At 70.5% G+C, this 18,778-nt stretch carries 13 protein-coding genes; 8 read left to right on the top strand and 5 right to left on the bottom strand.

The features are described from left to right. Positions 1-6 precede the first annotated feature (6 nt). Positions 7-903: a glycosyltransferase family 2 protein gene (locus tag ACWEVR_RS02850; protein ID WP_067491354.1), complete on the top strand. Its 897-nt coding sequence runs from the start codon at positions 7-9 to the stop codon at positions 901-903. Between the two features lie 35 nt (positions 904-938). Continuing rightward, positions 939-2,018, top strand: a complete 1,080-nt coding sequence (locus ACWEVR_RS02845) for a sugar phosphate nucleotidyltransferase (protein ID WP_452465572.1) — start codon at positions 939-941, stop codon at positions 2,016-2,018. Between the two features lie 9 nt (positions 2,019-2,027). Here ACWEVR_RS02845 and ACWEVR_RS02840 read toward each other — a convergent pair whose 3' ends face one another. After that, the gene (locus tag ACWEVR_RS02840) at positions 2,028-3,605 is read right to left on the bottom strand and encodes a carboxylesterase/lipase family protein (protein ID WP_452465571.1); all 1,578 of its coding nucleotides are present in this window, start codon (positions 3,603-3,605) and stop codon (positions 2,028-2,030) included. A gap of 334 nt (positions 3,606-3,939) precedes the next feature. On the opposite strand from ACWEVR_RS02840, the gene ACWEVR_RS02835 reads away from it, so the two are divergent. Beyond that, on the top strand, positions 3,940-4,155 hold the full coding sequence (locus ACWEVR_RS02835) for an FmdB family zinc ribbon protein (protein ID WP_452465570.1): 216 nt from the start codon (positions 3,940-3,942) through the stop codon (positions 4,153-4,155). On the opposite strand, the gene ACWEVR_RS02830 is transcribed toward ACWEVR_RS02835, so the two are convergent. The 4 genes from ACWEVR_RS02830 to ACWEVR_RS02815 all read right to left on the bottom strand — a co-directional run bounded on the left by ACWEVR_RS02830 (position 4,156) and on the right by ACWEVR_RS02815 (position 8,079). Beyond that, positions 4,156-4,431 carry a SelT/SelW/SelH family protein gene (locus ACWEVR_RS02830; protein ID WP_452465569.1) on the bottom strand — a complete coding sequence of 92 codons (276 nt, stop codon included), beginning with the start codon at positions 4,429-4,431 and terminating at the stop codon, positions 4,156-4,158. Between the two features lie 18 nt (positions 4,432-4,449). Next, positions 4,450-4,839, bottom strand: coding sequence for a YchJ family protein (locus ACWEVR_RS02825; RefSeq protein WP_452465568.1), 390 nt, complete (start codon positions 4,837-4,839; stop codon positions 4,450-4,452). 47 nt (positions 4,840-4,886) lie between these two features. After that, positions 4,887-5,315, bottom strand: coding sequence for a hypothetical protein (locus ACWEVR_RS02820; protein ID WP_452465567.1), 429 nt, complete (start codon positions 5,313-5,315; stop codon positions 4,887-4,889). Positions 5,316-5,499: 184 nt separating this feature from the next. Beyond that, positions 5,500-8,079, bottom strand: coding sequence for an AAA family ATPase (locus ACWEVR_RS02815; RefSeq protein ID WP_452465566.1), 2,580 nt, complete (start codon positions 8,077-8,079; stop codon positions 5,500-5,502). A 392-nt stretch (positions 8,080-8,471) separates the two neighbouring features. On the opposite strand from ACWEVR_RS02815, the gene ACWEVR_RS02810 reads away from it, so the two are divergent. From ACWEVR_RS02810 to ACWEVR_RS02790, 5 genes are all read left to right on the top strand, one after another. Then, positions 8,472-11,420 (top strand): DUF5691 domain-containing protein, encoded by a 2,949-nt coding sequence (locus tag ACWEVR_RS02810; protein ID WP_452465565.1) that lies wholly within the window; start codon positions 8,472-8,474, stop codon positions 11,418-11,420. Further along, entirely contained in the window at positions 11,417-12,517 is a 1,101-nt protein-coding gene (locus ACWEVR_RS02805) for an ATP-binding protein (protein WP_067637501.1), read from the top strand. Before ACWEVR_RS02810 ends, ACWEVR_RS02805 begins: the two co-directional genes overlap by 4 nt. Before the next feature lie 49 nt (positions 12,518-12,566). Beyond that, positions 12,567-15,113, top strand: coding sequence for a DUF5682 family protein (locus ACWEVR_RS02800; RefSeq protein WP_452465564.1), 2,547 nt, complete (start codon positions 12,567-12,569; stop codon positions 15,111-15,113). A 156-nt stretch (positions 15,114-15,269) separates the two neighbouring features. After that, entirely contained in the window at positions 15,270-16,433 is a 1,164-nt protein-coding gene (locus tag ACWEVR_RS02795; RefSeq protein WP_452465563.1) for a VWA domain-containing protein, read from the top strand. A 68-nt stretch (positions 16,434-16,501) separates the two neighbouring features. Continuing rightward, the gene (locus tag ACWEVR_RS02790; protein WP_452465562.1) at positions 16,502-18,769 is read left to right on the top strand and encodes an ADP-ribosylglycohydrolase family protein; all 2,268 of its coding nucleotides are present in this window, start codon (positions 16,502-16,504) and stop codon (positions 18,767-18,769) included. Positions 18,770-18,778: the final 9 nt, after the last annotated feature.

The following is an 18,778-nucleotide window of genomic DNA, read 5'->3' as shown; positions in this document are numbered from 1 at the left end:
GCACTCGTGAACGCAGCCGAATCCCCCGCCCCCGCCGGTCTGGCCGTCGTCACGGTGACCTATTCACCGGGCGAGCACCTCGAGCACTTCATCACCACCCTCGCCGACGCGACCAGCGAGAAGCCGCAGGTGATCCTGGCCGACAACGGGTCGACCGACGGCGTGCCCGAGCTGGTGGCCGAGGCCAACGCGCACGTGCGGCTGCTGCGTACCGGCGGCAATATCGGCTACGGCGGCGCCATCAACCGGGCCGTCGCCGAGATCGATCCGTCGATCGAATTCGTGATCCTGGCCAACCCGGACATCCGCTGGGGTGTCGACTCCATCGACAAGCTGCTCGAGGCCGCGCAGCGCTGGCCGCGCGCGGGCGCCTTCGGGCCGATGGTCCGCGAACCCGACGGCAGTGTCTACCCCTCGGCGCGGCGGGTGCCCGGCCTGGCCGACGGTGCGGGACACGCGATCCTCGGCGCGATCTGGCCGAAGAACCCCTGGTCGGTGCGCTACCGGCAGGAGAACGAGGAGCTGTCGGAGCGGGTGGTCGGCTGGCTGTCGGGCTCGTGCCTGCTGGTGCGTCGCGCCGCGTTCGACACCATCGACGGCTTCGACTCGCGCTACTTCATGTACATGGAGGACGTCGACTTCGGCGACCGCATGGGCAAGGCGGGCTGGCACAATGTGTTCGTCCCGGACGCCGAGGTGACCCACGCCAAGGGCCACGCCGCGGGCAAGCACCCGGAATTGATGCTGCCCGCCCACCACGCCAGCGCCTACCGCTTCCAGGCCGACCGGCATCCGCACTGGTGGCAGGCGCCGCTGCGGCTCGCCTTGCGGGCCGGACTTGCGGTTCGCTCCCGGATTGCGGTTCGATCGGCGCTGCGTGAGAAAGCGCGAACCGGCGCCTGAGTAGGCGGCGGTCCACTGTGAACAGGGGAAACTCGATGGCAGGCAATGCAGGCACCGACGCGGTCATCCTCGTCGGCGGACAGGGCACGCGGCTGCGTCCGCTCACCCTCTCGGCGCCCAAGCCGATGCTGCCGACGGCCGGGCTGCCGTTCCTGACCCACCTGCTGGCCCGCATCGCCGAGGCCGGGATCACCCACGTCGTGCTCGGCACCTCCTTCAAGGCGGAGGTGTTCGAGGAGCACTTCGCTGACGGTTCGGAGCTGGGACTCGACCTGGAGTACGTCACCGAGACCGAACCGCTCGGCACCGGCGGCGGCATCCGCAACGTGCTGCCCAAGCTGCGCGCCGACAATGTGATGGTCTTCAACGGCGACGTGCTCGGCGGCACCGACCTCGGCGCGATCCTCGACACCCACGAGTCGACCAACGCCGATGTGACCCTGCACCTGGTCCGGGTGAGCGATCCGCGCGCCTTCGGCTGTGTGCCGACCGACGAGGAAGGCCGGGTCACGGCGTTCCTCGAGAAGACACAGGACCCGCCGACCGACCAGATCAACGCCGGTTGCTACGTGTTCCGCCGCGAGTACATCGAGAAGATCCCGACCGGTCGCCCGGTGTCGGTGGAGCGCGAGGTGTTCCCCGCGCTGCTGGCCGAGGGTGCCCGCGTGCAGGGTCACGTCGATGCCTCCTACTGGCGCGATATGGGCACCCCGGAGGACTTCGTTCGCGGTTCGGCCGACCTGGTCCGCGGCATCGCTCCCTCCCCCGCCCTGCCGGGTCAGCGCGGTGAGTCGCTGGTGCACCCCAGTGCGGGCGTGGCTCCCGGCGCGCTGCTCATCGGCGGCACCGTGGTCGGGCGTGGTGCCGAGATCGGCGCGGGTGCGCGACTCGACGGTGCGGTGATCTTCGACGGCGCGGTCGTCGAGGCGGGCGCGACCGTGGAACGGTCGATCGTCGGTTTCGGCGCCCGGATCGGTCCGCGTGCGCTGGTGCGTGACGGTGTGATCGGTGACGGCGCCCAGGTCGGTGCCCGCTGCGAACTGCTGCGCGGGGCCAGGGTGTGGCCGGGCGTGGAGATCCCCGACGGTGGCATCCGGTTCTCCACCGACGTGTGACAGGACTGCTCAGCTGAAGCCGACGGCGTGGTCGCCCCAGGCGGTGTGCAGTTCGGCGTCGGGATTGTCGACGACCCGGTCGATGGTGTCGATGAGCAAAGTGGTCCGGTCGGTGGGCAGATAGCGCGGCCAGTGCTTGGAACCGTCCAGTGCCGCTGGCACGCCGTGTTCGGCGAAGGCCAGCCAGCGCCGCTGCATCCGGCCCGAGACCGCGAGCGAGACCTTGCGACCGCCGAGCCAGAAGGTGGGGTCGTGGTTGAGCGTGCCGAAATTGCCGAACACATAGGGCAATTCGGTGGCGTGGCCGGCACCGACCCGGGCCGCCTTCAACATCGGTGTCGCGTAGTCGAACCGGTACTTCCAGGTCGGTGAGTGCTGGGCGTGTCCTTCGGCGACCCACGCGGCGGGCATACGGAACGCGGCGTCGGTCGACATGGCGAGCGCGCCACGGATCTTGGTGAGATCCGGGTAGGCGGAGGTGATCTCGGCGATCCGTTCCGGCGACATCTCCGGGTGCGAGGCGGCGACGTCCTGCAGCATGGCGTTCACGGCGTCGGGCGTCACCGGCATGATCGGGGACTTGAGCACCCGGAACAGGGAGGCCTCGTCCTTGTTGCTGCCGATCAGCAACGGCACCCGATGGGAAAGGCCCTGTTGGAAACGGTCGATCGGATAGGCGGGCAACAGGTCCCCGTCGACGACCGGAGCGGCGGCCAGCCTGCCCGGTTCCTTGGTCGGCACCTCGTCGAGCAGAACCGCGCCGACCTCCACGAGCTGCTCGATCGGCAGCTCGAGCAGCCGATCCGTCTCGCCCGCACCGAGTTCCAGCAGTTCCAGGTACCGCTGGGCGACGACGGCGGCGCGTTCCTGCCCGAAAACCGTAGTGGCGGGCGGACTCTGGGCGATCGCCTTGTGGAACAACCCGTCGGCGGCCGGGGCGGTGAGCAGCGCGGTGACGCAGCCCGCGCCGGAGGATTCCCCGAAGACCGTCACGTTGTCGGGGTCGCCGCCGAACGCGGCGATATTGTCGCGAACCCAGGCCAGGGCGGCCAGCTGATCGTGCAGGCCGAGGTTCGGGGTGAACTGGTCGCCGAAGGACGACAGGTCGAGGAAACCGAGGACCCCGAGCCGGTAGTTCACTGTCACGACCACCACGTCGCCCGCTTCGGCGAGTCTGCGCCCGTTGTAGATGGTCTGCGCGGCGGTGCCGAGGCAGTAGGCGCCGCCGTGCAGCCACACCATCACGGGGCGCGGTTCGTCCTCGCTCGGCTGGGGCCGGGGCGACCACACGTTCACCCACAGACAGTCCTCACCCATCCGCAGATCCGAGTCGACGGGCACCATCGCGCCCATCGCCTGCGGTGCGATCTCACCGAAGACCGCGCAGTCGCGCACGCCCTCCCAGGGCTTCGGCGGCTCGGGGAGGCGGAATCGAGCCGGGCCGGCGGGTGCTTTCGCGTAGGGCACGCTGCGCCACACGGCGACCGGCCCCTCCCAGATTCCGCTGACCGTGCCGTACTCGGTGTGCGCCAGTGGTTCGGCTTCGTGGGTCCACGTGCCTTGGTCGAGATCGGGCTGAATGCTCATCGCACACCTCCTAGCCGGCGCGATCCACGAGTGCCTGTGCATTTGCTCCCGTGGGCCGCAGCACCTGGTGACTCCTTACGAGAGTACGTCGGCAGGCCACTGGCACGGCGCCAACGCACCATTTCCGCAGGTTACAGTTACTCGGCGGTACAGCTTCGGGCTCCTCACGGTGTCGTCGCCGGGCGATCCGGGCTGCCGGAGCCGCGTTCGGGCAGCATGCCTTCGATCGATGTCGGTGCGGTGCGCGGCGAACCGCACCGCACCGGAATTCGATAGCTGGGAGTGTGCTGACCGGGCGGGTGTCGGTGCGGCCGTGGCGACCTACACTTGCCGCATGCCGAACTACAGCTTCCGGTGTCGCTCCTGCGGCGACACGTTCGAGGTGAACCGGCCGATGGCGCAGTCCTCGGATCCGGCGTCCTGCCCGGCGGGCCACGACGACACCGTCAAACTGCTGACCACCTTCGCCACCGTGAGCCGCGGCGCCGCGCCGATGCCCGCGGCACAGCCCGCGGGTGGCGGATGCTGTGGTGGGGGCGGCTGCTGCTGATCAGTCGCGCCGGTCGACGTGCCCGAGGTTGCGTTCGGGTGCGATCCGGTCGCGAACCCGCTGCTTGAGCACGGCGATCTCGGGAAAGCCGCCGTCGGCCTTGCGTTCCCACAGCTGATCGCCGTCGAGGGTGATCCGGAAGACGCCGCCCTCCCCCGGCACGAGCGCCACCTCGGCGAGGTCGGTGCCGAAGGTGCTCAGCAGTTCCTGTGCCATCCAGCTCGCGCGCAGCAGCCAGCGGCATTGGGTGCAGTATTCGATCGCGATGCGGGCCACCGGTGCAGTATCCCCGGTTCAGGCCGCGAACACACCGTCGAGGTACACCCAGGCGCCGTCGACGCGGACGAAGGTGCTCACCTCGTGCATGCTGTCGCGTGTGCCGTCGAGCCGGTAGTGGGCGATGAACTCGACGATGCCGTTGTCGTCGAACGGTCCGCCGCGTTCGGTGCGCACGATCTCGAGGAACAACCAGCGCTGGTCGGGATCGAGTTCGAGGTCCTTCGGGCGGGTGTCCGGGTGCCAGGACCGCAGCAGGTAGTCGATGTCGCCGACGACGTAGGCGGTGTAGCGCGAGCGCATGAGGGCTTCAGCGGTCGCCGCCGCGCGCGCACCGGCCAGGATCGGGCCGCAGCAGGCATCGAACGGTTCGCCGCGCCGGCACGGACATGGTTTCGCTTCACCCATGGGGTCATCCTGCCGGGTGCGTGCGGGCGGCCGATCGCCGACCGTGCTCAGCCGAAGGTCTGGTGCGTCAACGGGACCAGTTCCAGGGCCCGCCACAGTTCGGTCGTCTGGTCGCGCCAGCGGCGCAGGTCGGTGACACTCGGCGCCATCTCGTAGTCGAGGTGGTGGGCCGCGCGCGAGAGCGCCGCCCAGAGCGCACCCACCTGACCTGCGGTTTCGGGACCGGCATAGACCCGAAGGGCGAGCAGTTGGGCGCGCATCGGGCAGCGCATGAGTTCCGGTGCGATCTGGGCCCACAGTTCGTCCACGGCTTGCTCCAATGCCAACCGCAGGATCCAGGCGACGGCCCGCGACCACACTCCCCCGGCGTCCGAGACCGACCCGTTCAGCAGGTCGTCGGCGGCCGCCAACCGCTCGACGACGGAAGGACGCGGGGTGAATTCGGCCCGCCGCGGCCTGCCACGACGGTTCACCACGGCCCGACCAGCCTTGCCGCACAACGCCTCCCGGCCGGCCTTGCCGCACGACTCTCGGCCACCCGGCACCTGGGGGCGACGCCGCGCCCGAGCTGGGGTCGTCCCCGGCGGCGCGCACGGTGTAGCCGCATCGCTACACCGAGGAGGTGGTCGAATGCGCGACCAGGCCGGACCGGATCCCCGTTCACGACCGCACCATCGCCGGTTCGTGGGCGCGCAGCCAGGCGATGAATCGTTCGGTATCGCTGATCAATTCGCGCATCGGCCGGTCGATCGGCACGTGGGCGCCCGCGGTGGCGTCACGCAACACCCCGACGAGCCAGCGCCCACCGACAGCGCTGAGGTGCTTGTTCAGGTCGTCCACGCGGGCACGGGGCCCCATGATGGCCAGGGTGATCATGGCGCGCGTGGTGTGCGCGTTGCGGACCCGGCGCTCCACTTCGCCGTGCGCGAGCCCGGCGGCGAGCAGCTCGTGGCGCGCTTTGGCCAGCCCGGCGGCCTCGATGGCCGAACGGCAGCAGGTGGCGACGAGTTCGTCGGCGATCGCGGGCGGTAGTTGCGGTGTACGCAGCAGGGATCGGGCGTCGTCGAGGTAACGGCGCACCGGGTCGCCGGTCACCCGGACCTCGACGACGGAGCGTTCGCGGCGCTGTACTTCGAGCACGGTGGCGTCGAGCTGCATGCGGCGCACGGCTTCGGCGAGGCGCTCGTCGTGGGTGAAGACGACGACCTGCCTGGTGAGGGCGACCTCGGCGAGTACCCGGGCCAGTCCGTCGACCTTGGCCGGGTCCATCGCCTGCACCGGGTCGTCGATCATCACGAACCGGAAGGGGCTGTGCGCCACCGTGGCTCGCGGCAGGAACAGCGAGAGCCCGAGCGCGTGCAGCTCGCCCTGGCTCATCACGCCGAGCGCGGCGCCGTCCACCTCGTCGACGGTGACATCGAGCAGTACCCGCCGCGCCGTGCCCGCGCTGCCCTGCAACCGGATCGCCCCGAGCTCCACATTGCTCTGCTGACGCAGGGTGCTCCACACCCACCGCGCCGTCGCCTCCAGCGGCCGCATCCGTTCGCCACGGATGGTGGTTGTCGCCGACTTGAGCCACTCGGCGGCTTTGCGCACTATTCGCAGCTCGCCCGCGTCGGCCGCGACGGCGCGGGCCGGGTCGAGCCAGGCAAGTATGCGTGGGACCAGCGGCGACCACACCGCGTCCAAGCGTTCGAGTTCGATGCGTGCATCGCGTTGCAGGGCAGCGAGTTCGGCGGCGAGGTCCTGGTGGGTCGTGCGGAGGCGGTCGATCAGCTCGTCGTGGTCGACGGTGGCGAGTGCGGCCCACGCGGCCCACCGTCGTAGGACGGCCTGGCGGCGCTCGCTCAACGAACCGGCCCGAGCCTGCGCTCCGTAAGTCCCCGGCCTCGCGCTCGGTGCGTCGAGAGCACGTCCGTCCCCGGTCGAGTCGGCCCGTTGCGCTCGGTCGGGTACGGGCAGCGACGACGCGGGAATCGGTGCGTCGTCGGACGCCGTGTTCGAGTCCTGCGCGAACGTGGATTCCGTGTAGATCAGCTCGTCGGGAACCGGCCGGAGAAGGGCGCGAGCCTCGGCCAGGGCGGACTCGAGTTCCGTTCGGGCCGATCGCAGAGCATCGAGATCCGCACTGCGCCTGAGTATCTCCGAGTCGGCCGCGGCCAGCCAGTCGGCGTCGAGATCGCCTCGGCCGCAGACCGGGCAGGGGCAGCTACCCGCGGCGGTGGCGTGTTCGCGTGCGCGGGTGAGTAGTTCGAGCACACGGAGATCGGACTCGGCGTCGGTTGTCGCATGACGGGCCAGGTCGGTGGCCGCACGAGCGAGTCGGTCGGCTACGCCTTCGACCGCTGCGGAGTCGGGCAGGGACAGGCGAAGGATGGCGCGCAGGCCGTCGGGTCCTTCGGCGCCGAGGACCGATCCGGCCACCTCGGCGGCGATGGCGTCGAGGTCGGGATCCGGGTCACGTAGCAGCTCGGCCACGCGGTCGGCACGTTCGTCGTCGACCTGCACGAGTTCGTCGAGCAGGTCGACGCGGTCCTGCCGCGAGTTCTTCACGGCGCGTTCGAGTTCCAGTTTGCGTAGCCGGATGCTCTCGGCCGCCGCGGCGAGCTGGTCGAGGCCGAGGAGGCGGTGCAGCGCGTCGAACAGGTCGCTCGGTTTGCCGTCGACGAGGGCGCCGAGCTCGCTGTAGGACAGGAACGGGCGATACAGGTCGAGGCGTTGGCGCCTGCTCGCCGGGTCGACGACGGCGGGCGGGGCGTCACCGCGCCGTTCGGTCCACTGCGCGTCGGTGAGCTCGGCGCCGGGTGCCCAGTGCGTCGCGACGGTGACCGCACCGCCGCCGGTGAGCAGCTCGACCTCGATCCGGGCGAGATCGGGTTCGTGCAGGTTGCGCCAGCCTTCGCGCCAGGCGCTGGTGCGGCCGTCCCAGCGGCGATTGCCGCCGGTCAACGCGAATTCGGCGGCCTCGGCGAAGCTGGATTTCCCGCTGCCGTTGCGGCCGACCACCAGGGTGAGACCGGGTCCGGGATTCAGCCGGAGGGTGGCGGTGGGGCCGATGCCGCGGAAGCCGTGCACGGTGACGGCGCGAAGGAAGACGCCCGTGTCACCGGCATCGGCGGTGTCGGCGGCATCGTCGACCTCGGTGAGCGCCGCGAGCACGCAATCGGCGACCCGGTCCTCCACAGCCGGGTCGGCGGCGAGCTCGCGCGCGACCACCTCGGTGATGCGGTCCGAGCACACTGGCGACACCCCCCTTCACGCCCCGAGCGCAACTGTGCCCGAAACGCTACCCGATCGCCGGGCGTTCGCCCAGGGGATGCGCTGCGCCCCAGCGAATCTGCCCGCGGGAGTGGAATGGCCATCGTGGCGCCGCGACCGGCCCTCGATGTCCACCCCTCGCCCACCCCGGCGGGCAGCTCGATGAGGTGCTCTCACCCGCGCTACGCTGCGTTGAGCGGCCCGGGCGGTCCGGTCGAGCCGAACAGGTCAGAATGCCAGAGTTCACCCCACACAGCAAGAGGTGAGGCGCGAATTTTCCACGGCACCAGGGTTTTCCAGGTCCTTCACCGTGAACGGGCGAAGTTGTCGGTGGGCTCGGGTAGATATTTCCGCGACAGAGAACGGGGGAACCGATGACCGACACATCCGCGCTGTGGACCGAGGACCAGGTCCGTGCGCTCGCACCCGATGCGAGCTCGGTGGCTGCCGCGCGCAAGCTGGCGAGTCGCTGGCGCGACACCGGCGCCGAGGGGAACGCGGTGTGGGGGCTGTGCCAGGGCAGCGGGGCCAAGCCCTACCAGACGATCGTCGATCTCTCCGGCCCCGCGTACAAGTGTTCGTGCCCGAGCCGGAAGTTTCCCTGCAAGCACGCCCTGTCGTTGCTGCTGGCGTGGTCGAGCGGCGCGGTGCCCACGCGGGACGCGCCCGCCGACTTCGCGGCCGAGTGGCTCGCGGGCCGGGCCGCCAAAGCCACCGCAGCGCCGAAGGCCAAGTCGGCGCCGTCGGCCGCGGCTGTCGAGCAGCGGCGCGGTCGGGTGTCGGCGGGGCTGGCCGAGCTGCAGGTGTGGCTCACCGACCAGATTCGCACCGGCCTCGCCCAGACCGACCGCTCCTATGCCGCCTACGAGGCCGTGGCGGCGCGCATGGTCGATGCCCAGGCACCCCGGATCGCGGAGGCACTGCGCAGGCTGCCCACGGCGGTGGCCACCACCGAACACTGGCCCGAGCTGCTGCTGCGCGAATACGCCCGGCTGCATCTGCTCGTCCTCGCCCACCGCACCCTCGACGCGTTGCCGGAACCGTTGCAGGCCGGCATCCGCTCCCACATCGGCTATCCGGTGCAGGCCGAGACCGTGCTCGCCGAACCGGCGGTGCGCGACCGTTGGCAGGTGCTCGGCATGCGGGTGAGCGAGGAGGAACGGCTCTACGCGCGACGCACCTGGTTGCGTGGCCGTGCCGGCGGCCGCTGGGCGCTGCTGATCGAACACTCCTTCGGCACACCGAATTTCACCGGCGAGGTGCCCGCACCGGGCAACGAGGTCGACGCGGAACTGCACTACTACCCCGGCCCTGTACCGCTGCGGGTGCAATGGGGCGCCCGCCACGGTGCGCCCGAACCGTTCACGACCGTCCCGGCCGCCGGTACCACGATCGGCGATGTGCTCGACGCCTACGCCACCGCGCTGAGCGAGGACCCGCTGGTGCGTTCTGTTCCGGCGCTGCTCACCGATGTGGTTCCTGCCATCGATGAGCACGGTTGGCATCTGGTCGATGCCGAGGGCACCGCGCTGCCCCTGCCCACCGGGGTCCGGCCGTGGCGGTTGGCCGCGGTGTCGGGTGGTCATCCGGTGACGGTGACCGGTCAATGGTCGGCCGAGGGTTTCGACCCGGTGTCGGTGTTCAGCGCCGGCGAGGTGCACGACCTGGAAACCGAGTTCCCCACCGGTTCCGCCGCGAGTCCCGAACTGGCCGAACTGGTTTCGATCGCCTTGCTCGGTACCGCTCGCCGTGGACTCGACGGTGTGCATCTCGATCCGGCGGTCGCGGGCGCGGTGCCGCAGCGTGGTGGGGATACCGCGACCAAACTCCTCGAGACTGCCGCCTTGCAGGATCTGTACCTGCGAGGTGGGCGCCTACCCGGTACGGCGCCGAAGCCGGAACCCGCGCTGGATGATCCGCGTCCACTGCTGCCGCGGCGGTCGGCCGATCGGCTCGGCCGCCTGCTCCGGGAGAAGTCGGCGTTCCTTCCCGAATGGTTCGCCGCTGCCGAGCCGTTCGACTTCCGATTGCCCGAGGTGCTGTGTGTGCAGGCCTTGTCGGCGGCCTCGGATCCCGCGCTGCGGGATCCGCTACTGCGGTTGGCCGGGCGACGGGGGCGGTGGCTGGCGGCGCGTAATCCTGCCTGGTCGAAGCTGGTCGACGAGTTTCCCGTCGACCGAGCCTTTTCCGGTGAGAGCGGCGCGTCCCGCCACGAATCGTCGACCGATGATCCAACCGTTGCGGATTCGCCTGTGGTCGACGGCGATTCCGTCGAGGTCGCCGCCTCGGACGATGTGTGGCTGTTCGGCACTCCGGGTGAGCGCAAGGACTGGTTCGCCAACCTTCGCCGGGTCGACCCGGCGCGCGGGCTCGAGGTGCTGACCAGCGCGTGGCCCAAGGAATCGGGGCCGATCAAAGCCGAACTCCTCGGCCTGCTCGGCATCGGTGCGACCGCCGCCGACGAAGACCTCCTGGAACGGGCGCTCGACGACCGGCGCGGCGACGTACGCCGGACTGCCGCCGGTCTGCTCGTCAGGCTTCCCCATTCCGCCTACGGCGCCAGGATGACCGCGCTGCTCACGGCGTGGGTCCGGGTCGGCTCCGACGGTGGGCTCGAGGTGGATGTCCCCGCCGACGTGGGTGCGCAAGCCCGCCGCGACGGCATCACCGACGGCACCGAACAGCCCAAGCTGCGCTGGGACACCTCCGACGCATCGGTGCAGACCCTGCACCAGGTGATCGCCGCGGCACCGCTGTCGGCGTGGACGCGGATCCTTGGCACCAGCCCCGAGACCACCGCCGCGACGGCACTCGCACTCACACTGCCTGTGCGCTATGCCAAGGCGATCGTCGACGGCTGGGTCGACGCCACCCTCGCCGCCCGCGACACCATCTGGGCGCGTGAGCTTTTCGCCGGGGCGACCCCGACCGAACAGGCGGTGCTACGCCGCCGGGAGCTGTTCACGCTGCTCGATCCCGCCGACCGTGTCGAGCACGTGCTCGACCTGGACGCGCACCAGCTCACCGAACTACACGCGATCCTGCCCGGACTCGAACATCCCTGGCCGGACCGGGTCGCCACCCACATACTGCGACTGCTCGGCGAACGCGCCCGCACCACGGCACGTCACCCGCATTCCGGTGCGGGTGTCTACACCGACCGCGCCCTGCTCACCGCGGCAGGCGTGCACCTCCCCGTCGGCCTCGCCGCGCGCGTCACCGCGCTTGCCGAGGCCACCGACGACCCCGCCTGGCATCAGGCCTTCCGCACCCTCGCCACCGATCTCACCGAACGCGCCACCATGCTCGAGGAGCTGTCATGACGACGACCGAATCCGCAACCACCCTGCTGCGCCCGCACGCCGAGCAGGCCTTCGCCGACGAGCTCACCGCGCTGGCGCGCGTCGACGACCGGCCGCGTCCGCCGTCGTGGAAGTTGTCGCCGTGGGCGGTGGTCACCTATGTGCTCGGCGGCACGCTGGCCGACGGCACGGTCATCACCCCCAAGTACGTCGGTCCCCGCAGGCTGATGGAGGTGGCCGTGGCGACGCTGGCCACCGATCGCGCGCTGCTGTTGCTCGGTGTGCCCGGTACCGCGAAAACCTGGGTGTCGGAGCATCTTTCGGCGGCCATCAGTGGCGAGTCGACCCTGCTGGTGCAGGGCACCTCGGGCACGGCGGAGGAAGCCATCCGATACGGCTGGAACTACGCACGGCTGCTCGCCGAGGGACCGAGCGATGCGGCGCTGGTCGCGTCGCCGGTGATGACGGCCATGCGTACCGGCGCGATCGCCCGGATCGAGGAATTGACCCGCATCCCCTCGGATGTGCAGGACGCGCTCATCACCATCCTGTCCGAGAAGACGCTGCCCGTCCCCGAGCTCGGTGCGGAGGTGCAGGCGGCCAAGGGTTTCAATGTGATCGCCACCGCCAACGACCGCGACCGGGGTGTCAACGATCTGTCCTCGGCGCTGCGGCGTCGTTTCAACACCGTCGTGCTTCCGCTGCCCGCCGACGAGGATTCCGAGGTGGCGATCGTCAGCCGCCGGGTCGAGCAGCTCGGTGCGGCACTGGAGTTGCCGACGGTCCCGGCCGCCGCCGAGGAGGTGCGGCGCGTGGTCCGGGTGTTCCGTGAGCTGCGATCGGGCATCACCGCCGACGGGCGAACGAAGCTGAAGTCGCCGTCGGGCACGCTGTCCACCGCCGAGGCGATCTCGGTGATCACCAACGGTCTCGCCCTCTCGGCCCACTTCGGTGACGGTGTGCTTCGCGCCTCCGACATCGCGGGCGCCGTCCTCGGTTCGGTCATCAAGGACCCGGTCGCCGATGCGGTGATCTGGACCGAATACCTCGAGGCCGTTGTCCGTGAACGCCCCGACTGGGCCGATTTCTACCGCGCCTGCCGCGACATCGCCGGCTGACACCCGCGCGACGGGGAGGACGGATCACACAGCACACATGGGGTTTTCGATGAGCGAACAAATAGGCGGTACCCGGCCGGATCACGCACGGGACGAGCCGGCGGCCGGTGAACCCGTGACGCGGGTGTTCGGTATCCGTCATCACGGGCCGGGGTCGGCACGGTCGCTGGCGCAGGCGCTCGAGGAGTTCCGGCCGGACACGATTCTCATCGAGGGGCCCGCCGACGCCGATCCGCTCGTCGGTTTCGTCGCCGCCGACACGATGAGCCCACCGGTCGCCCTGCTGGCCTACGTCCCGGATTCGCCCGCCCGAGCCGCCTTCTGGCCCTTCGCGGTGTTCTCCCCGGAGTGGCAGGCCATGCGCTACGGCGTCGACAACGGTGTCCCGGTCCGCTTCTGTGATCTGCCCGCCACCAATGTCCTCGCCATCGAGGACGACACCCGCGTCGACCGCACCGACCCCCTGGCGGCCCTCGCTTCGGCCGCGGGCTTCGACGACGCCGAACGCTGGTGGGACGCGGTCGTCGAATCCGTCCCCGACACCGCTGCTTTCGACGCCATCACCGAAGCCATGGCGGCCCTGCGCGAAGACGCCCCGACGAGCACGAACCCGGCCGCACCCACGGCGCCGACCCGCTCGGCAGACCAGGATGCACCGGCAGGCACAGACGAATCAACACCTCCGATCGACTGCGCAGCGGGGACCGATTCGGACGATCACGAGACGCCGACAGGCCGAACCGAACCCGCCACGCCGATCAGCTCGGACCAGCCCGCGACCCGCACCGAAGCGGACGACCTGGCGACATCGACCGATCCGCTGACGTCGTCGGAAAGGGAATCGGTGGAGAGTGCGGGGCTCGAGCACCTGCTGCCCGAAGCGGTGGGCGCCGGGCCGCTGGTGGTCGACGAGCACACCTTGCGACGCGAGGCGTACATGCGCCAGACGATGCGGCAGGTGCTCAAGGGCGGGGCTCGTCGGGTGGCGGTGGTGTGCGGGGCATGGCATGCGCCCGCGCTGGTAGGGCCGCTGGGTCCGGCGGCGCCGGACATGCGTCTGCTGAAGGGACTTCCGAAGACGAAAGCCGCTCTGACCTGGGTGCCGTGGACGCACTCCCGGTTGGCATCGGGCTCGGGGTACGGGGCCGGGGTCACCTCACCCGGCTGGTATCACCACCTGTTCACCGAGACCGAGCGGCCGGTGGCGCGGTGGTTGACGAAGGTGGCGGGGGTGCTGCGCGCACACGATCTGCCGGTGTCGAGCGCGCACATCATCGAGTCGGTTCGCCTGGCCGACACGCTCGCCGCGCTGCGCGGCAGACCGCTGGCCGGATTGTCGGAGGTCACCGAGGCCGTGCGGTCGGTGATGTGCGGCGGGGACGAGACCATGCTGCGGCTGGTCGTCGACGAGCTCGTCGTCGGCGAAACGCTCGGTGCGGTGCCGGAGAACACGCCGACCGTCCCGCTGGCCGCCGATCTGCGGGCGCGCATCAAAACCCTTCGGCTCAAGCAGGAAGCCCTCATCCGCACGGTCGACCTCGATCTGCGCAAGGAACGCGACGTCGAACGCTCGCACCTGCTGCACCGGCTGCGGCTGCTCGGCATCGAGTGGGGCACCCCGACCGTCGGTGAGGTGCGCAGCACCGGCACCTTCCGCGAAACCTGGTCGCTGCGTTGGGAACCGGAGTTCGAGGTGCGCATCGTGGAAGCCGCCGTGTGGGGCACCACCCTGCGCACGGCGGCGGAAGCCAAGATCCTCGACACCGCGAGCCGCGACGGTGTGTCGGTCACCGAACTCGCCGACGCGCTCGAGACGGCGCTGCTCGCCGACCTCGGCGGCGCCACCGACGGCCTGATCGCCCGCCTGGAGGCGGCCGCCGCCCTCGACCACGACGTCACCCACCTGCTCGGCGCCCTGCCCGGCCTGACCCGCACCCTGCGCTACGGCGACGTGCGCGGCACCGACACCAAGGCGCTCGAGCACGTGGCCGACGGCCTGCTCGTGCGCATCTGTGCCGGTCTCCCCGGTGCGGTGACCGGCTTGGACACCGACGCCGCCGAGGCGCTGCGCCGTCAGATCGATGCCGCCCACACCGCCGTCAGCACCCGCGACGACGCCCGCTCGACCACCGAGTGGCTGGCCACCCTGCACCGCATCGCCGATCGCGACGACGTGCACGGCGCCATCGGCGGGCGCGCCGTTCGGCTGCTGTGCGACGCCGAACGCATCGACGACGCCGATTCGGCGCGCCGGCTCTCGGCCGCCTTGTCGGTGGGCAACACCCCCGCGGCCAAGGCCGCCTGGATCGACGGGTTCCTCGGCGGCCGAGGACTCCTGCTCGTCCACGACCGAGACCTGTTGCGCCGCATCGACGACTGGCTGCGCGAGCTCCCCGAAGACCAGTTCGTCGCCACCCTGCCCCTGCTGCGCCGCACCTTCGGTTCCTTCGAATCGGGCGAACGCCGCGCCATCGGTCAAGCCCTGCGCGACACCGGCCCCGCACCGGCCACCGCCGCGAACGCCACGGCTGTCGACCCGGCACGCGGACAGCTGGCCCTGCGCGCCGCCGCGACCATTCTCGGCGCCGCCGGATGAGCGCAGTCTTCGTCTTCCCGGCAACAGCCGCCCGTACGACGAGCGGGGTACGCGCGTCGCTTCGGCCACCACTCCACGATCTCCGGACATCGCGTCTCGAGGCGCGATCCCTCACCCCGCCCGACGAACCCGGCTCGATCAACAGGAGCGTCAACCATGACCGGTAACGACGAAACTCATGCGCGCCGTTGGCGTCTCGTGCTCGGCTCGGCCGCCGAGGAACAACTCGGCGGACTGGGGTCGGGGGCGGATCAGGCCATGGATCAGGCACTGAGCGCTCTGTACAACACCGGTGAGGCCGGCACGTCGGCGAAAAGGTCCGGCGGGCTGGGCGGTTCGGCGCCCCGGGTGGCGCGCTGGCTCGGTGACATCCGCACCTACTTTCCCGCCACCGTGGTCGAGGTGATGCAACGCGACGCGGTGCAGCGGCTCAACCTCACCCAGCTACTGCTGGAACCGGAACTGCTGGAATCGGTGGAACCGGACGTGCACCTGGTCGGTACGTTGCTCGGTCTCAATCGGGTGATGCCCGAGACCACCAAGGCGACCGCCCGCATGGTGGTGGAGAAGGTCGTGCGCGAGATCGAGCGACGCATCGCGGCCAAGACAGTGGCGGCCGTGTCGGGCGCGGTCAACCGGGCCGCGCGCACCCACCGCCCGAAACTGCGCGATATCGACTTCGACCGGACCATCCGCAAGAACCTGACGAACTACCTGCCCGAACACCGAACCATCGTGCCCGAGCGACTCGTCGGGTACGGCCGCAAGTCGCAGGCGATCCAGCGCGACGTGGTGCTCGCGATCGACCAATCGGGGTCGATGGCGGCCAGCGTGGTCTACGCCTCGGTGTTCGGCGCGGTGCTGGCCTCGATGCGGTCGCTGAAGACCTCCCTGGTGGTGTTCGACACCGAGGTCGTGGATCTCACCGAGCAACTCAGCGACCCGGTCGACGTGCTGTTCGGCACCCAGCTCGGCGGTGGCACCGACATCAATCGCGCCATCGCCTACTCCCAATCGCTCATCACCCGGCCCACCGACAGCCTGTTCGTGCTCATCTCCGACCTCTACGAGGGCGGGGTGCGCGAGGAGATGCTGCGCCGGTGCAATGCGATGAAGGAGTCGGGCGTGCAGGTGGTGGTGCTGCTCGCGCTCTCCGACGAAGGCGCGCCTGCCTACGATCACGACAACGCGGCGGCGCTCGCGGCGCTCGGCATCCCGGCTTTCGCCTGTACACCGGACAAATTCCCCGACCTGCTCGCCACCGCGCTCGACCGCGGCGACATCACCCGGTGGGCGCACACCCACGCACCGGCGGTGTGACAACGACTCGGCGAAGGCACGCGACCGATTAGGCTGCCAACGATCGGATTCGGTGAACGGGGTGAGCGATGGTGCGGCGCGGGGCGGTTTTCGCCGGTTTCGTCATCGAACGAGAGCTGGGGCGCGGCGGGATGGGCTCGGTGTACGCGGCGAAGGACCGCAGGCTGCCACGCCTCACCGCGCTCAAGCTCATGCATCGGGAGTTGTTCGCCGACACCGAGATCCGGGCCAGGTTCGAGCGTGAAGCCGATGTGATCGCCCAGCTCGATCACCCGAACATCATCACCGTCTACGACCGTGGCGTCGAGGACGAACGGTGCTGGATCGCCATGCAGTTCGTCGACGGAACGGACGCGGCGGCGGTTCCGGCGGCGGAGTTCGGGACCGACCGCATCGCCCAGATCGTCACCCAGACGGCGGGCGCGCTGGACTACGCGCACCGCCAGGGTGTGCTGCACCGTGATGTGAAGCCGGCCAATATCCTGCTCTCACGCACGGCGGGCGTCGGCGCGGGTTTCGACGAACGGGTGGTGCTCACCGATTTCGGGATCGCCAAGCTCCTCGACGACACCGGCGGCCTGACCCGCACCGGCCAGTTCACCGCCACCATCGCCTACGCTTCCCCGGAGCAGCTCAGCAGCGAACCACTCGACGGACGCGGCGACCAATACTCCCTGGCCTGCACCGTTTTCCGGCTACTCACCGGCGCCGGCCCCTACGACGCGCCCAACCCCGCCACCGTCATGCTCGGCCACCTCAACGCCCCACCACCGTCGGCGAGCTCGCGGCGTACCAGCCTCCCCGCCGCTGTCGACGCGGTCCTGGCCAAAGCCCTCGCGAAGAACCCGGCCCACCGCTTCCCCACCTGCACCGCCTTCGCGACCGCGCTCACCGAAGCACTCCGCCGACCCCCGCACACGGGTCAGCAACCGGCAGTGCGGCCGCACACCGGTGACTACCCGCAGACACACCGTCGCAGCGACCCCACCGCCGTCAGCAGGCCCGTGCACCACGCGGCCGCTCGCCCCGCCACCGGAACGGAAACACCCACCGCAAACCCGATCGTGTCCCCGGTGATCCACCCCGGCACCGCCGATGGTTCGCCATCGCGATCGCACGCATCCCCTGCCCAGCAAAAACCGCACTCGGACAGTGGCAACGCGCAGCGCACCGGTACCGCTCGGTCGCAAGGTCCGGCCGAATGGCTGAACGCGGTGCACGGCTGCCTGATCGGTGGCGCGATCGGGGACGCGCTCGGTGCGCCGATCGAGACCATGTCCCTGCGCACGATCCGCGACGAGTACGGCTACCTCGGGGTGACCGACGAGGCCGACCAGCTCCGGATCTCCGAGGAGACGCAGCTGACCGCGTTCACCGTGGAGGCCCTCATCCGGGGTTCGGTGCGTGCGCGGGCCAAGGGCATCGGGGGTGCGACGCTCGGTCTGCTGCAGCAGGGGATGCTCGTGTGGTTGCGCGGGCAGGTGGGTGAACTGCCCGAACAACCGACCGCCCTGCACAGCTCCCTGGCCGGTCATCGCGAGCTGGTCGAACAGCGCGGCGTCGCGAATTCGGTGTACACCTCGCTGCGCGCGGTGGCCGAGCGGCGGGAGCCGACGAACCCGCTGGGCACCCGCGACCGGCCGATCAACAATTCCAAGGGCAGCGGCGCGCTGATGCGGTCGGCTCCGTGCGGATTCGGTTACGCCGCCGACCGTTCCGGTGCCGCCCTCACCGCCATCTTCGAATTGGGCTGCGACACGGCAGCTCTCACCCACGGACACCCCAGTGGCTGGCTGCCCGCAGGCGTGCTGGCGGCACTGGTCTACCAGATGAGCCGGGGAGTCGGCACCAAGGCCGCGCTGGACCGGGCACTGGCCGAACTCGCGACCTACCCGCACCACGAGGAGACCACGGCCGCCCTCGACGCGGCGATCACCCTGGCCACCCGCACCGCACGGCCCGCGCGCGTGCCGAGGCCCGAAGACCTCGAGACCCTGGGCGAGGGCTGGATCGGCCCCGAGGCTCTCGCGATCGCCGTGTACGCGATGCTGGCGGCGGAGACGGTCGGCGGACCCGGGCACGTGATCGTCCGCACCGGGCTGCTGCTGTCGGTGAACCACTCCGGCGACAGCGACGCCACCGGCTCGATCGCGGGCAGTCTGCTCGGCGCGCGCTACGGCCGCGGCGCCCTGCCGCATCGCTGGTCGCGCACGGTCGACGCCCGCCCGGTCCTCGAACGCCTGGCCACCGACTACTGCACCGAATTCGGCCTCACCCCACCACGAGACGAACACGGCCGGCCCACCCGCGACTGGTCCACCACCTACCCGGCCTGACCGCAGGCG

It is taken from the genome of Nocardia sp. NPDC003979, from assembly GCF_053605015.1.
Note: the sequence above shows the minus strand (reverse complement) of the source record. Positions and strands in the feature narration are given on the sequence as shown.